Source organism: Serratia sp. FGI94 (genome assembly GCF_000330865.1).
In the GTDB taxonomy this organism is placed as follows: domain Bacteria; phylum Pseudomonadota; class Gammaproteobacteria; order Enterobacterales; family Enterobacteriaceae; genus Serratia_B; species Serratia_B rubidaea.
In genome coordinates this window covers 1,002,531-1,016,279 of sequence record NC_020064.1, presented here as the reverse complement: position 1 = coordinate 1,016,279, position 13,749 = coordinate 1,002,531, and the positions used below count along the sequence as shown (strand labels likewise).

The 13,749-nt window shown below is 59.8% G+C and carries 16 protein-coding genes; 5 read left to right on the top strand and 11 right to left on the bottom strand.

Features of this window, described 5'->3' with window-relative positions; all coding sequences use genetic code 11:
• Positions 1 to 5 precede the first annotated feature (5 nt).
• From D781_RS04560 to D781_RS04540, 5 genes are all read right to left on the bottom strand, one after another.
• The gene (locus D781_RS04560; protein WP_015671138.1) at positions 6 to 2,129 is read right to left on the bottom strand and encodes a TonB-dependent siderophore receptor; all 2,124 of its coding nucleotides are present in this window, start codon (positions 2,127 to 2,129) and stop codon (positions 6 to 8) included.
• Positions 2,122 to 3,240 (bottom strand): ABC transporter substrate-binding protein, encoded by a 1,119-nt coding sequence (locus D781_RS04555; protein ID WP_041411719.1) that lies wholly within the window; start codon positions 3,238 to 3,240, stop codon positions 2,122 to 2,124. Before D781_RS04555 ends, D781_RS04560 begins: the two co-directional genes overlap by 8 nt.
• Positions 3,241 to 3,425: 185 nt before the next feature.
• Positions 3,426 to 3,983, bottom strand: a complete 558-nt coding sequence (locus D781_RS04550; RefSeq protein ID WP_015671136.1) for an rRNA adenine N-6-methyltransferase family protein — start codon at positions 3,981 to 3,983, stop codon at positions 3,426 to 3,428.
• A gap of 195 nt (positions 3,984 to 4,178) precedes the next feature.
• Positions 4,179 to 4,463 (bottom strand): DUF1471 domain-containing protein, encoded by a 285-nt coding sequence (locus D781_RS04545; RefSeq protein WP_015671135.1) that lies wholly within the window; start codon positions 4,461 to 4,463, stop codon positions 4,179 to 4,181.
• Between the two features lie 209 nt (positions 4,464 to 4,672).
• Positions 4,673 to 5,431, bottom strand: coding sequence for a nucleoside phosphorylase (locus D781_RS04540; RefSeq protein ID WP_015671134.1), 759 nt, complete (start codon positions 5,429 to 5,431; stop codon positions 4,673 to 4,675).
• Between the two features lie 353 nt (positions 5,432 to 5,784).
• On the opposite strand from D781_RS04540, the gene aqpZ reads away from it, so the two are divergent.
• The gene (aqpZ, locus tag D781_RS04535) at positions 5,785 to 6,480 is read left to right on the top strand and encodes an aquaporin Z (RefSeq protein ID WP_015671133.1); all 696 of its coding nucleotides are present in this window, start codon (positions 5,785 to 5,787) and stop codon (positions 6,478 to 6,480) included.
• A 128-nt stretch (positions 6,481 to 6,608) separates the two neighbouring features.
• Here the strand turns inward: aqpZ and D781_RS04530 are convergent, their stop codons facing one another.
• Entirely contained in the window at positions 6,609 to 7,376 is a 768-nt protein-coding gene (locus tag D781_RS04530; RefSeq protein ID WP_015671132.1) for a class I SAM-dependent methyltransferase, read from the bottom strand.
• Between the two features lie 101 nt (positions 7,377 to 7,477).
• Between D781_RS04530 and D781_RS04525 the strand changes: the two genes are divergently transcribed.
• Together D781_RS04525 and D781_RS04520 are read left to right on the top strand one after the other, a co-directional pair.
• Positions 7,478 to 8,263, top strand: a complete 786-nt coding sequence (locus D781_RS04525; protein WP_015671131.1) for a helix-turn-helix transcriptional regulator — start codon at positions 7,478 to 7,480, stop codon at positions 8,261 to 8,263.
• Positions 8,264 to 8,368: 105 nt separating this feature from the next.
• Positions 8,369 to 9,112 (top strand): DUF2076 domain-containing protein, encoded by a 744-nt coding sequence (locus tag D781_RS04520; protein ID WP_015671130.1) that lies wholly within the window; start codon positions 8,369 to 8,371, stop codon positions 9,110 to 9,112.
• A gap of 130 nt (positions 9,113 to 9,242) precedes the next feature.
• On the opposite strand, the gene D781_RS04515 is transcribed toward D781_RS04520, so the two are convergent.
• The 3 genes from D781_RS04515 to D781_RS04505 all read right to left on the bottom strand — a co-directional run bounded on the left by D781_RS04515 (position 9,243) and on the right by D781_RS04505 (position 11,051).
• Entirely contained in the window at positions 9,243 to 9,500 is a 258-nt protein-coding gene (locus D781_RS04515; RefSeq protein WP_015671129.1) for a DUF454 domain-containing protein, read from the bottom strand.
• A gap of 138 nt (positions 9,501 to 9,638) precedes the next feature.
• The gene (locus D781_RS04510; protein ID WP_015671128.1) at positions 9,639 to 9,965 is read right to left on the bottom strand and encodes a hypothetical protein; all 327 of its coding nucleotides are present in this window, start codon (positions 9,963 to 9,965) and stop codon (positions 9,639 to 9,641) included.
• 198 nt (positions 9,966 to 10,163) lie between these two features.
• Positions 10,164 to 11,051, bottom strand: a complete 888-nt coding sequence (locus D781_RS04505; RefSeq protein WP_015671127.1) for a pirin family protein — start codon at positions 11,049 to 11,051, stop codon at positions 10,164 to 10,166.
• 127 nt (positions 11,052 to 11,178) lie between these two features.
• Here D781_RS04505 and D781_RS04500 point away from each other — a divergent pair, with 127 nt between their 5' ends.
• Both D781_RS04500 and D781_RS04495 read left to right on the top strand, forming a co-directional pair.
• A complete protein-coding gene (locus D781_RS04500) occupies positions 11,179 to 12,084 on the top strand; it encodes a LysR family transcriptional regulator (protein WP_233494128.1) in 906 nt (301 codons plus the stop codon).
• A gap of 78 nt (positions 12,085 to 12,162) precedes the next feature.
• Complete coding sequence (locus D781_RS04495) at positions 12,163 to 12,774, top strand: hypothetical protein (RefSeq protein ID WP_015671125.1); 612 nt, start codon at positions 12,163 to 12,165, stop codon at positions 12,772 to 12,774.
• A gap of 13 nt (positions 12,775 to 12,787) precedes the next feature.
• Here the strand turns inward: D781_RS04495 and D781_RS04490 are convergent, their stop codons facing one another.
• Positions 12,788 to 13,048 (bottom strand): DUF333 domain-containing protein, encoded by a 261-nt coding sequence (locus D781_RS04490; protein ID WP_041412004.1) that lies wholly within the window; start codon positions 13,046 to 13,048, stop codon positions 12,788 to 12,790.
• A gap of 98 nt (positions 13,049 to 13,146) precedes the next feature.
• Entirely contained in the window at positions 13,147 to 13,629 is a 483-nt protein-coding gene (locus D781_RS04485) for a DUF2501 domain-containing protein (RefSeq protein WP_015671123.1), read from the bottom strand.
• Positions 13,630 to 13,749: the final 120 nt, after the last annotated feature.

Sequence of the window (13,749 nt, the reverse complement as noted above, 5' to 3'; positions counted from 1 at the left end):
CCGGTTTAAAAATCTACGCTGGCGCGCAACACCACCTCGCGGGGTTCGCCGACCGCCACCCGCAGGTTGCCGCCGCTGGACGGGTAATAGGTTTTGTCGAACAGATTATTGACGTTCAGCTGCCATTTTACCCGATAGCCGTGCAGCGGCATGCTGTAGGCGGCAAAGGCGTCGGCCACGGTGTAATTATCCAGATAGAAGCTGTTGGCGGCATCGCCCGGCCGGCGGCCGACATAGCGCGCCCCGGCGCCGACGCGCAGCTCATCGCCGCTGTACAGCCCCGTCGAACCCAGGTTCTGCGTCAGGAACAGCGAGGCGGTGTGGCGCGCCACGTTGGCCATCTCTTTACCTTTATTAGCCGGGTCATCCACCACCCGCGCGTCGGTATAGGCGTAGGCGCCGATCAGGCTGAGGCTGTCGGTAATATTGCCGGCCACGTCCAGCTCGACCCCCTGCGAGCGCACGCGCCCGGCGGTGCGGGTGACGCTTTCACCGTCTACCAGCTCGCTGACCATCACGTTGCGTTTGGTGATATCAAACAGCGCCAGCGTGCCGGTAATGCCGTTCGGCAAGGCGACCTTGCCGCCCATCTCCCAGGATTTCCCCTGCTCCGGCGGCAGCGAGCCAATCTGGGTGGCGATGGAGGAGTTAGGCTTAAAGGACTCGGTATAGCTGCCGTACAGCGAGACGTACGGCGTCAGCTTGTACACCACGCCGGCGCGCGGCACCAGTTTCGCGTCCGAGCTGTCGGTATTGACGTTAAACGGCCGCCCTTTGCCGGCATACACGTCAAACGTATCGTAGCGCAGCCCGCCCATCAGCAGCCAGTTATCGGTCAGTTGCACGGAATCTTGCATAAACCAGCCGTAGCTGGTCAGGTTTTCCCGCTGGTCGCTGTCTTTGGCGCTGACCGCCGTCGAAGGCGGCATCTGGCCGTATACCGGATCATAGATATTGAAATCGCTGTTTTTGCTGCCGCGGATCATATCGCCGCGGTAGGTGCGGCTATCTTCAAAATCGAAGCCGAACAGCAGCTGATGATTGATCCGCCCCCAGTCCACATCGCCGTTCAGCGTCAGCTGCACCGCGTTGGCATGGCTGACCGCATGGGCGGTAGCGTCCGCCTGACGCGTCAGCGTGCCGCTCTCCGGGTCCAGCTTGGTGGCGCGCGCCTGATTGTCGCTGTAGCTGTTGCGGTTATAGGCGTAGGTCAGCGAGCTTTTCCAGCGATCGTTCAGCACCTGATCGATCTGCAGCGTCACGCTGTCCTGATCGCCGCGGGTGGCGTTATAGGCCTCATCGAAGCGGCGATCGCGCGGCGTATTCACCGGCTTGCCGGTGCGTGAATCGATAATGGTGCCGCGGTCGAACGGCGTCAGGTACTCCATATGCTCATACGCCAGGCGCACCGTGGTGCTTTCGCCATACCACATCAGCGACGGCGCGATGGTCGTCTGGCGGTTGCGGCCGAAATTGCGCCAGTAATCGGTTTCATCATGGTCGACGATCATCCGATAGGCAAAGCCTGAGGTACCCAGCGGGCCGGTCACGTCCAGCTGGCCGCCGCCGCCCTTAAAGCTGCTGCCCCAGCCTTCCACGTGCGTATGCTGCTGCAGCTGCGGCTTTTTACTGATCATGTTGATCATGCCGCCCGGCTCGCCCATGCCGTACAGCATCGACGCCGGCCCCTTCAATACCTCAACCCGTTCGGTGGTCGGGGTAAAGTTGCGCGCCTGAACGGAACGCACGCCGTCGCGCAGAATGGAGCCGTCGCGGTTGTCGCCAAAGCCGCGCTTCATCACCGCGTCCTGCGTACCGCCCAGCGTATTGCTCTGGGTAATGCCGCTGACGTTGTACAGCGCCTCATCCAGGCTGCTGACCGCCCGATCGGTCAGCACCTGCGTCGCCACCACGTCAACCGCCTGCGGCACGTTCAGCAGGCTGGTTTCGCTGCGGGTGCCGGTGACGCTGGTCAACGGCTGATAGCTTTCGGCAGCAGGTGCCCGGCCGCTGCCAATGACCAGCATCGTCTCTGATTTATCGTTCGGGGTTTCGGCTCCGACGGCCGGCCATACGCTGCCGGCCGCCAGCGGAATGGCGCACAGCCAGCCGCGTTGATAGTTATTCACCTGTTAACTGACTCCAATAGGTCCCTGAAAATGGCAGCGGCAAAAATTGCTGGTAAAGCTGCTGAAAAGTGCGTTGCGGATCGAGATCGGCAAACAGCTGCGGATAAAACGCCTTGGCAAACATCTCGACCGCCACCACGTGGTACGGGCTTAGATAAAAGTTGTGCCAAATGCTCCAGGCCCGCTGGTTTTTTACCGCGTTCAGCCCGGCGATCATCGGTTGTTGTTGCATCAGGCGGCGGAAGCTGTCGTCCGCCTGCTGACGGCTGACCTGCGGCCCTAGCAGCAGATCGGAATAGCGTTTGCCCTGCACGCCGGCCATGCCGGTGGCCAGATACACGTCTGGGTTGGCGGTGAGCAGCGTTTCCGGGTTCAGTTCGCCGTACACGCCCTTGATGCTGGCGTTGGCGATGTTCTCGCCGCCGGCAAAGGTCACCAGATCTCCCAGGTTGCCGTGCGCGGCGGTGGTGCAGCAGGTTTCGCGCCGGCCAAGGTGCAGATGCAGCATCACTTTAGGCCGTTCGCCGTGATAGGCGGCCAGCCGCTCGCGGACCGCCGTCATATGCTGCTGATAGAAGGTGATAAACGCCTCGGCGCGCGCCTGACGATTAAGCAGTTCCCCCAGCAGGCGCACGCTCGGCACGGTGTTATGCAGCAGGTCGATACGCAGATCGACATACACCACCGGGATCCCGGCCTTGCCCAGGGCAGACACCAGCTGCGCCTGATCGCCGTCCTGGCGCGCATAGCGCGCCAGGATCACCAGATCTGGCCGCAGCTGGATCAGCCGCTCAGGGTTGATCTGGCGAAAGTTGTCGCCGCTGATCGTCGGGATCTGCGCCATATGCGGGAATTTCTGGCTGTACAGCTGCCAGCTCTGGGCGTCATAGCGCGCCAGATCGCGCGGCCAGCCCACCACGCGCCGGGCCGGATCCCCCGTCTCCAGCAGCGCCAGGGTATACAGCATGCGGCTTTCCCCCAGCACGATACGCTGCGGGTTATCGGGCACGTCAACGCGACGGCCCAGAATATCCGTCACCGTTTTCGCCTGGGCGCAGGACAGCACGGAAAACAGCAGGGAAGCCAGTAACAACAGAAAGGATTTACGCATGAGGGTGCCGGAAAGGAAAAATATCCACGCATGATAATCACTCTCATTATCAGTTTCAATCATTCGCCAGCGGTATGGCGTGAAACAGCGTGATTTTTCAGTTTTCCGGCTAAAACGCCGAAAACCCGCAGGAAACGGCGTTTAAAAAGTTAAAAAAGTGGCGGCATCAACAGCGAATCAGCCGCTTAACGCGGGGTGCAGACGTACACCAGCGCCGGCGGGAAATTACGCACCACGCGCTGCTTCTTCCAGTGGAAATAGCGCGACAGCAGCTTTTCCGACAGGTGGCTGTACTGGAACAGCACCAGCGTGCCGTTGCGCCCCTGCAGATTCTCCCGCGCCTGCTGCAGAATGCGCATGCTGATCCTGAGCGGTATCGACAGCAGCGGCAGGCAGGAGAAAATCACATCGTACTCCCGCGCCAGCTTTTCTGCCGACTGCGCCATCACCTGCAGGCGCGGCTCCTCAATCTGCTGCAGCCGCCGGACAAAGTTCGGCTGGATTTCATAGGCGTCCAGCCCGGCGTCAGCGCGCATCCGGCCGATAATACGCTTGGTCAGCACGCCGTCGGCCGCGCCCAGTTCGGCGATAGACAGCGTCCGGGTCCATTCGATCTGATCCAGCATCGCCTGGCACAGCCAGGGCGAGGATGGCGCCAGCGTGCCAACGGTGCGCGGTGAGGCCATAAACTGCTGGATATAGGAAAAGCGGTGTTTCAGTTGCAGCCGTGTCGCATTGATCATTCGAGGCTCCTTAACATGAACCCCTTAATCTGGGCGGAAAAGCTTAAAGATTCATTAATACCATTCCGAAAGCGGGCGATACAGTTGTAATAAAATGCAACAGCAACAAAAACGGCGGCGATCGCGATCGGCCAGCCGGCGCCCTATCGCCGGCTGCGGATCCCGTTCACCGCCGCCTTATTATGCCGTGGGCGCTTAGCGATAGATTTCCGCATTGCCGCGCCACAGGCTGGAATCCCCCGGCGTGTCGAGACCGATAATGCGATAGTGGGAAGCGCCCTGATCCGCGGCTTTTTCCTGCAGCTTTCTGACCGCGTCATCCGACGTGCCGGCCACGCCGGACACCGAAACCGCGCCCAGGCTCTGCAAACCAGCAGCCTGCTGGTTGTTAACCGCCGTAACGCTTAGCGGTGCGGCAAGCGCCGAAAACGAAGCGCCGGCTAGCAGCGCAGCTGTGAGGTAAGAATAAAAGTGTTTCATGATGGCTCCTGTTGCTTATTGGTTATTTATTTCATCGCAACGTTAATTATCTGTCGCCCGATGAAAACGGACGTCATGCAATGTAAAGAAGCTCAATCATTGTGAGAGGATTAAGGAGAATCTGTAGCGGGAGATAAACGAATACGCGCAGCAGGCTGCGGTATAACCAACATAGCGCAGCCACCGCGCGAATAAAACAACGACTATTCCTAATTGCCACCGCGCTGTTTATCCATCGCGATCAGAATTTTTATCGCTTCACAGGCGGTATCGATCGCCTTCGCCACCTCGGCGGCCTGATCCGACGCATCCGAGAACGCCATCACGCCGGACGCGCGGCAGCCGCGAATGGAGGAGATCACAAAAATAGCCGCCGACTCCATCTCGGAACACATCACGTTGGCGCGCTGCCAGATTTTCTGCCGCGCCTGCCACAGTTCGCCCGCCGGCACCGCGTCAGGGAACACCTGGGTGTAGAATGAATCTTTCGAGTGCGTGATGCCCTCCAGGAAGCGGTAGCCCAGCTTGTCCGCCGCCTCGGCCAGCGCCTGCACCACCCGCCGGTCGGCAACTGCCGGGTATTCAATCGGTAAATATTGCGTGGTGGTGCCTTCATCGCGGATCGCCGCCGTGACGATCGTACCGGAGACGCCGCCGTCATGCGCCGGCGCGGCCACCCGGCCGGCGGTGCCGACGCGGATAAAGGTATCGGCGCCGGCGGCAATCAGCTCTTCGACGGCGATGGCCGTCGACGGGCAACCCATGCCGGTCGAGGTGACCGACACCTTCTCGCCGTTTAACGTCCCCGTCCAGGTTTTATGCTCGCGCTGATGGGCCACCAACCGCGGATTATCCAGGCTCTGTGCAATGATATCGGTGCGGAACGGGTCCCCCGGCAGCAGCACATAACGCCCGATGTCCCCTTCCTTCAGGCCGATGTGGTAAAAAACGTCACCCTTTTTATACATATTATTATCCTTCGTCGGTTTTTTATTATCTGGGCGACTATTCTGCCGACTTAATTCGCCGGGCGTATTGATCTGCTTTCCACAACACGATTGTTATCCTGACGCCGCACGCGGAGATTTAACCATCAACCACAGAGAATAGTCCGAGTATTTCTCAGTGCAAAAAATGACAATTACGGGTTAATGGCCGTAATCCTATTTTTTACGTGGACAAAAACACACGGCGGAGATTTAATAGCGCGCGCGTTTAAATACCCATAGAGAAAATGGTCAAAACGTCCGCGACAAATTAACAAGGTGTTCTATAGTTTTTAGTGCTAACAGCCGTTAGCTATCCTGATAGGATGGAGTCTATGTTAAAGCGATTCTTTGCCGAATTTTTTGGCACATTTTGGTTGGTGTTTGGCGGTTGCGGCAGTGCCGTATTAGCTGCAGCCTTTCCTGAATTAGGCATCGGTTTTGCCGGCGTGGCGCTGGCATTTGGTTTAACCGTTGTCACCATGGCTTACGCCGTTGGCCATATTTCCGGCGGGCACTTTAACCCTGCGGTCACCGTAGGCTTATTTGCTGGCGGCCGTTTCCCGGCAAAAGACGTTATCCCGTATATCGTTGCTCAAGTCATCGGCGCTATTGCCGCTGCCGCCGCGCTGTATTTTATTGCCAGCGGCAAGGCGGATTTCGATGCCACCGCCAGCGGTCTGGCCTCCAACGGCTTTGGCGAACATTCGCCGGGCGGTTATTCCCTGCAGGCGGCGATCGTGATTGAATTATTATTAACCGCCTTCTTCCTGATTATTATCCACGGCGCCACGGACAAACGCGCACCGGCAGGTTTTGCGCCGCTGGCCATCGGTCTGGCGCTGACCCTGATTCACCTGATCAGCATTCCGGTCACCAATACCTCGGTCAACCCGGCGCGTAGTACCGGCGTCGCGATTTTCCAGGGAACCTGGGCGCTGGAACAGCTGTGGGTATTCTGGCTGGTGCCGCTTGCCGGCGGTATTATCGGCGGCCTGATTTACCGCTGCCTGCTGGAAGAGAAGCAATAAACACGACGTTAATCCGTCGGCGTATACCCGTCCTACTTCAAGCTGCAGGCACATTGGCTGCAACTCGAATTATTTAGGGTATAAATAGCAAATACGCGTAAGGCTGCAGTCACCGGCAGCCTTATTTTTTAACCGCGTCGCGCCACCAGCATCATAATATCGCTGGTAAAGGTTCCGTCCGGCTGAATGGCGAAATGCCTGACCACCTCCTCAGACATACTCCGCTGGAATTCCCGGATGGCGGCCACCAGCGTCTCCGGCGTGCGCATCCGCGCCACCCAGCTGTCAAACTCCAGCGGCAGACGGTCGGTAGTAACCTCTTCCACCAGCAGTCCCGCAGCCGTCAGCATGCCCGTCCACTCACCCGGCGCGTAGTTTCGCACGTGCGAGGTATCACGCAGCGCCTCAACGGTCTGCAGATAGATATCCAGCAACGGGTGCCCCGGCGAAACCACATCCATCATGATCGCCCGGCCGCCCGGCTTCAGCACCCGCTTCACTTCACGCAGTGCCTGCCCGACATCGTGCCAGTGGTGCGCCGAATAGCGGCTAATCACCAGGTCAAATTCGCCGTCGGCAAAGGGCAACGTCTCCGCCATGCCCTGCTGCGTCTGAATATTGTCCAGCCCCCGCGCCTGCGCCGCCTGCGCCACTACCGCCAGCATCTGCGCCGACAGGTCGTAGGCCACCACCTGCGCCACCTGCGCGGCCGCGGTAAAGCTGGCATGCCCGGCGCCGCAGCCCAGATCCAGCACCCGCGCCTGCGGGTGCGCCGCCAGCAGCTGGCCCAGCCGTTGCAAATCATTGCCCTGCGCATGCACCGCGCTGGTTAAATAAGCGTTTGCCTGCGCGCCAAACTGGCGGTCGACGACATCATGGTGGTTGTTATTGCTCATGGCAGCTCCTGACGGGTTGTGAATCACTGTCAGCGACTATAATCTGCTTACTATACGGGTACAATATAAGCATTTATCCTGGTATAAGAAGGTACCATGCTATGACATCAGAAGCTTTGTCAGGCCCGAAGGCCTTAGGCGCATTCCTGCGCGCCCACCGGGAACGCATCACGCCGGAGATGATCGGCCTGCCCAGTTCGCCGCGTCGCCGCACCAGCGGCCTGCGACGGGAAGAGCTGGCGCAAATCAGCGGCATCAGCGCCACCTGGTATACCTGGATTGAGCAGGGGCGCGAAGTGTCGATTTCCCCGCATACGCTGGCGCGCATCGCTAAGGCGCTGCGTCTGGGTCACGCGGAACGCCACTACCTGTTTACCCTGGCGCGCGTGGCCGACCCGCAGCAGACGCCGCAACAGGACGGCGTCAATCAGCTGCTGTTACACAGCGTAAACGCGGTAACGGTTCCCTGCTATCTGTTGGACATCACCTGGAATGTGTTGGCCTGGAACGCCGAGGCGCAGACGCTGTTTGCCGGCTGGCTGGGTCAGGAAAACCAGCCTAACCTGCTGCACTTTATGTTCTTCCACCCGCTGGCAAAAACGCTGGTTGAGGACTGGCCGGATCGCGCCCGCCGCGTGGTGGCGGAGTTCCGGGCGGAAACCAGCCATCACCAGAGCAGCGAGACGATGCGCGCTTTTGTGCGCCAGATGACGCACCACAGCGAGGATTTTAATCATTGGTGGCAACAGCACGACGTGATGGCGCGCGCCGGCGGGGAGCGCAGTTTCCGCCATGCGGATCGGGGCCTGGTGCGCTACCGGCAGCTGACCCTGCACCCGGCAGAAAACGGCGCGCTGAAGCTGGTGATGCTGATGCCGCAGCCGTAATTGGTAACAAATTTGCAGCCAGCTTTACCGACGTGCTATTTATTGCCGCCGCTAAAGCGGCTAACGTGACAACGATCAACCTCTATTTTTTCCTGGAGTCATCCGATGCAATCAGAAGAACAACGCCTTATCGACAGTCTGTTCGGCCGCCTGAAAGAGGCCGAAACCAAGACGGGACAACGGGATGCTCGGGCAGAACAGCAAATCAAGCAGCACCTGAGCGAGCAGCCCGCCGCGCCTTACTATATGGCGCAGGCGATCATTATTCAGGAAGCGGCGCTGAAACAGCTGGACCAGCGGGTCAAAGAGCTGGAAGGCCAAATCGCCCAGCTGCAGCAAAATGGCGCCGGCCAGCAGAGCAGCGGCGGTTTTCTCGCCGGCCTGTTCGGCGGCCGCAGCGCTCCCAGCCCGCAGGCGCAGGCTCAGGCGCGCCAGCAGAACAACGCCGCGTGGAATAATCAGCCGCAGGGCGGCTATGCACCGCAACAGCAACCGCAGCAAGCTGCGCCGTCACGCGCCAGCAGCTTCCTCGGCGGCGCGCTGCAGACCGCCGCAGGGGTGGCCGGCGGCGTGATGCTGGCAGATATGCTGACCGGCATGTTCCGCCATACCCAGCCGGAAGAGATTGTGAACATCATTAATGAAACGCCCACCGACGACGTGCAGAACGCCGCGCTGCAGGATGACAGTGCGATGCGTGAGTTTGATGCGTCCAATAACCTCGACACCTTTAACAACGGTGATGGCAGCTTCCTGTCGCAGGACAGCGGCTGGCAGAATGCCGATTATCAGAGCGATGACTTCGCCGACGATGACGGCTTCAGCGATGATGATGATTCATTTCTTTAACGGTTAACACCGCCCGTGATGCCAGCCAGCGCCGTCTGTCTGGCATTTTTATTGCCTGGCGTACAAGGGGTGGGTTGGTGTGCAGCACGCCGGGGCGGATAGCAACCCGCCGGCGCGATAGGGGTGAGGATTATTGCGGAACTTCGTCCGTTTCAATACGCGCCAGCGCACGACGGTAGGACTTAACCTTCTGGCGTTTCTTCAGCCAAATGGTGGTTGAGACCAAAAACATGGCGCCGGACATGGCCAGTACGCCGGTCGGATGGCCGTAAAAGACCATTAAAACAAAGTATACCGCCGAAACAATCGCTACCCACTTCGCCATATTACCGATGGCGTGTTTCTCCTGACTTTGGCGACGAATATACTCCTCTTCACTGATTCCCATATGCCTCTCCTTTTATCGTCGAATCATCATTATATGGGGATCAATTGCTGTAATTTCAAGCAGATTCTGCGTAAAGAAGCGTAAACGAGAGCAGTCTGAAGGTATGCCGACCGGGCTATTCCGGCCGGCTTAGCCGTCTTAAGGAGCAGGCGGCGCCGGCGGATGATCCGGCAATTCCACCACCGACACGCGCACTTCGTAGCGTTTGGCCTTGCCCGCCGGAATCACCGAGGTCAGCTTATTGATGGTTTCCGTCGGGTTATCGCTCAGCGATGAGGCGCAAAACAGCTCACCGCCGTGGCAGAAGCCAGGCATCGGATGCGGCCCCGGGAAAGGCGGGTGTCCTTTCCCCGCCATCTGCGGCGTAGGCGCCTCTTTGGCGGTCGGGGCCGATATCGCGCCGCTGCTGAACAATACCGCGGCGGCCAGCGCCGGCAGCGCCAGGGCTTTCAATCGTATATTCATCATACCACTCCTTATTAATCGGGAACGCCCTAACCTACTCCGCGCCGATGCGCCGAGAAAGCGGCTTTTCGCTACCTTTTCACCGTGCTGCAATTTGCTTACATCACGCAGGATTACGTAAGGAAAATACCCGCCGCGCCAATAAAAAATGCCGGTCAGCATACGCTGACCGGCAAGAGGACGGGGTAAACCGTTATTTCAACGTTCCGGCTGTGTTTCCACCGGTGACATAACGCCAAACTCGCCGCTGTTGAAATCATGAAACGCCTGCTGGATCTCCGCCTCACTGTTCATCACAAACGGACCGTAACCGACGATCGGCTCATCAATCGGCTCCCCGCTGAGCAGCAGCAGACTCACGTCGTTGTTCGCCTCAATGGTGAAACTGTCGCCGGCGCGATCCAGCCGCACCATCTGGGTTTCACGGACGATCTGCTCATCGTTGACCAGCACCGCGCCGTGCAGAATCACCAGCGCCAGCGTATGGCCTTCCGGCACCGTCAGCTGCGTGCGGTGGCCGGCGTTCAGCCTCATATCCCAGACATTCAGCGGGCTGAAGGTGCGCGCCGGGCCGTCGTGGCCGGCAAAATGACCGGCGATCACCCGCACCTGACCGGCGTTATCCGCCAGCGGAACCTGCGGAATGGCCTGGTTCAGCAGCGTCTGATAACCCGGCGCCGCCATTTTGTCTTTGGCCGGCAGGTTCACCCACAGCTGCACCATTTCAACGGTGCCGCCGCGGCGGGAAAACGCCGAGGAGTGGAACTCTTCATGCAAAATGCCGGAGGCCGCCGTCATCCACTGCACATCGCCGGGGCCAATCACCCCGCCGCCGCCGGTGGAGTCGCGGTGTTCCACTTCGCCCTGATAGACGATGGTCACGGTTTCGAACCCGCGGTGCGGATGCTGGCCAACGCCGCGCCGCCCGGTGGTTTCACGAAACTTGGTCGGCGCCGCGTGATCCAGCAACAGGAACGGGCTCATTTCGCTTCCCAGCTCGTTATACGAGAACAGGGAATTGACCAGAAAACCGTTGCCGACCCAGTGCGCCTGCGGGCTGTCATACACGCCAAGGATCTTTTTCATCACATTTCTCCCGTTGCGGACCTCGTGGCCCTATTTGATGACGACAGTGTAATTCAGCCCGAATTGCTCAGGTAGTCGGCAAGATATACACTCAGCGTTCTACCAGTGGAACAATGGAGCGACGGTGTTGGTTGATTTAAACGATCTGTTCTTTTTCGCCAGCGTGGTGGACCACAAAGGGTTTGCGCCGGCCGGCCGGGCGCTCGGCATTCCCAAATCCAAACTCAGCCGCCGGGTGGCGCTGCTGGAAGAGCGCCTTGGCGTACGGCTGCTGCAGCGCTCGACGCGCCGTTTTTCCGTCACCGAGGTCGGCCAGAGCTATTACCGCCACTGCAAGGCGATGCTGGTAGAGGCCGAAGCGGCGCAGCAGGCGATCGATCAGACCCGCGCCGAACCCTGCGGCACGGTGCGTATGAGCTGTCCGGTGGCGATTCTGCACACCCGCGTCGGCGATATGCTGGCCGCCTTTATGGCGGACTATCCGCAGGTCACGCTGCATCTGGAAGCCACCAACCGCCGGGTCGACGTGGTGGGCGAAGGCTTGGATCTGGCGCTGCGCGTGCGGCCGCCGCCGCTGGAAGACAGCGATCTGGTGCTGAAAGTGCTGGCGACGCGTCGCTGGTGCATCGCCGCCAGTCCGGCGCTGGTACGCACGCTGGGCGAAGTGCGCCGGCCGGACGACCTGCCGCGCTATCCCACGCTCGATCTCGGCCCGGCGCGCGCGCAGCACCAGTGGACGCTGTACGGCCCGGCGGACGCCACTTTCCGCTGGGAGCACCGTCCGCGGCTGGTCAGCGACGATATGCTGATGCTGCGTAAGGCGGCGATCGCCGGCGCCGGCATCGTGCAGCTGCCCCGCATGATGATGCACGATGAAATGCTGCGCGGTGATTTAACCCCACTGCTGCCCGACTGGCACCCCGAAGGCGGCATCGTGCATGCGGTCTACCCGTCGCGCCGCGGCCTGCTGCCGGCGGTGCGGCTGCTGCTGGATTATCTCGGCCAGCAGTTCGCCGCGCTGGAAGAAGAGTAATCTCCGCTGCGATGTTGGCTATACTGTGCAATAACAACGTTACCGCAGACGTAACGGTTTGGGCGCTAAAGGAAAACTATGATACTGAGAATTGCAAGGTGGCTGTTTCAATTACCCGGCAGGCTGTTTGGCATGGTATTCAGCCGTCGTCTGACGACCTTTATCTTTTTTATGCTGGTGGCACTCGGCGCGATCGCCGTGAAACGCTATCTGCGCACCGATCCGCAGGCCGAGCCGCTCTCTCCGGCTGCGCAGCCCCACTATGATATTCAGCGCGACGTGTCGCCGCGCGAGGCGCGCGGACAGTGCGGCGGGCCGCTGCACGACAATCAGGGCAGCCCCTGGCCGGATTCCGCCGGCTATTTACGCCAGCCCGACGCGCAGGAACGCGGCCGGACGCAGCGCATCACGCTGGATAACCAGCATAACGCCTTTGCCGTACGGGTAAAGTTGAGCAGTGCGGAAAACCCACAGTACGTCGCCGACCTGTTTATTCCCGCCGCCGCCAGCTTCAGCATCCAGACCAGTGCGGCGGAACGCTATGTAATGAAAGTAAAAAATATCCAAAGCGGCTGCAGCTACCGCTCACAGCCCTTTGCGCTGGCCAGCGATCACAACTGGCGGCTGCCCATCAGCCTGCACAGCCACGGCAAGGTGCAGTTTCAGGCCATCGACGCCGGGCAGTTCTGACCGCGCCAGGACGCTATTTTTTCACCGGATGGTCGCGGCGGAACAGCTGCCAGCTCTCAATCTCTTCGCCATTCGGCAGCGTGCAGGTGGCATACTGGCCGTGCTCGTTCTCTTTGGGGTTCAGCTTGCCGCCGATCTTCACGCAGTAGACATCGGCCGGGTTAGCCATGCCGATAACCCGCGGCGGCGGCGGCGCATCATCATTGGTTTTCATCTGACATCCTTGCAGCAGCGCTGCGCCTGCGAGCAGGGAAAGCAACAACGTTTTTTTCATCATTTCACGGAGATCCGGTCCGCGCCGTACAGCGCGAGGAGTAAAAACAACGACGCTGCGGCGCATCACGCCCCGCAGCGTCAGTTAACATCGGGGGCTTAGGAGATAAAGGATTTACCCTGCTTCAGCACCAGATCGCAGGCTTTCTGCTTCACTTTCTCAGTGATCTGCGAAGTGCCGAGGTTGTTCAGGTCCAGGCTCTTGCCTTCGCCGGTTTGCAGCAGACCGCCCAGCCCCTGCTGGTAATCTTCACTTTTGGCGTCAGAGTCGCTGCTGATGCCCAGTTTACCCAACAGTTTGTCTTTCACATCCGCCGCGCCGCTTTCCGACAGGACGTTGTTTTTCACGCAGTACTGCAGAATACCGGCCGCGTTGGTCATGCTGCCGGAACTCAGCGCCTTGTCGCCGCCGTTCAGCAGACCGGTCAGGGTCGACAGCGACGTACCGCCGCTTTCACCACCGGATTTGCTCAGCTCGCCGGCAGCGTTGCTGACGGAATCCATCAAACCGGCCTGCGCCGCGCCAGCGCTTAACGAGGTGGCCAATGCCAGCGCCAACAATACACGATGCTTATTATTCATAGTGCTCAAACTCCTGTCTTCTCTTCGGTAAGCGGCGATATCGCCGGAACATACATTCGGACGCTACGCGCGTCGACAAGTTCCCTTTAACTGTTCGCGCAGAAATTTTTAGGATTATGA

Coding starts and splice junctions, on each gene's coding strand:
- D781_RS04495 (WP_015671125.1), top strand. CDS start 12,163: ATGATACTGAGAATTGCAAGGTGGCTGTTTCAATTACCCGGCAGGCTG.
- D781_RS04550 (WP_015671136.1), bottom strand. CDS start 3,983: ATGATCAATGCGACACGGCTGCAACTGAAACACCGCTTTTCCTATATC.
- D781_RS04530 (WP_015671132.1), bottom strand. CDS start 7,376: ATGAGCAATAACAACCACCATGATGTCGTCGACCGCCAGTTTGGCGCG.
- D781_RS04555 (WP_041411719.1), bottom strand. CDS start 3,240: ATGCGTAAATCCTTTCTGTTGTTACTGGCTTCCCTGCTGTTTTCCGTG.
- D781_RS04490 (WP_041412004.1), bottom strand. CDS start 13,048: ATGAAAAAAACGTTGTTGCTTTCCCTGCTCGCAGGCGCAGCGCTGCTG.
- D781_RS04540 (WP_015671134.1), bottom strand. CDS start 5,431: ATGTATAAAAAGGGTGACGTTTTTTACCACATCGGCCTGAAGGAAGGG.
- D781_RS04510 (WP_015671128.1), bottom strand. CDS start 9,965: ATGAATATACGATTGAAAGCCCTGGCGCTGCCGGCGCTGGCCGCCGCG.
- D781_RS04525 (WP_015671131.1), top strand. CDS start 7,478: ATGACATCAGAAGCTTTGTCAGGCCCGAAGGCCTTAGGCGCATTCCTG.
- D781_RS04515 (WP_015671129.1), bottom strand. CDS start 9,500: ATGGGAATCAGTGAAGAGGAGTATATTCGTCGCCAAAGTCAGGAGAAA.
- D781_RS04545 (WP_015671135.1), bottom strand. CDS start 4,463: ATGAAACACTTTTATTCTTACCTCACAGCTGCGCTGCTAGCCGGCGCT.
- D781_RS04520 (WP_015671130.1), top strand. CDS start 8,369: ATGCAATCAGAAGAACAACGCCTTATCGACAGTCTGTTCGGCCGCCTG.
- D781_RS04485 (WP_015671123.1), bottom strand. CDS start 13,629: ATGAATAATAAGCATCGTGTATTGTTGGCGCTGGCATTGGCCACCTCG.
- aqpZ (WP_015671133.1), top strand. CDS start 5,785: ATGTTAAAGCGATTCTTTGCCGAATTTTTTGGCACATTTTGGTTGGTG.
- D781_RS04505 (WP_015671127.1), bottom strand. CDS start 11,051: ATGAAAAAGATCCTTGGCGTGTATGACAGCCCGCAGGCGCACTGGGTC.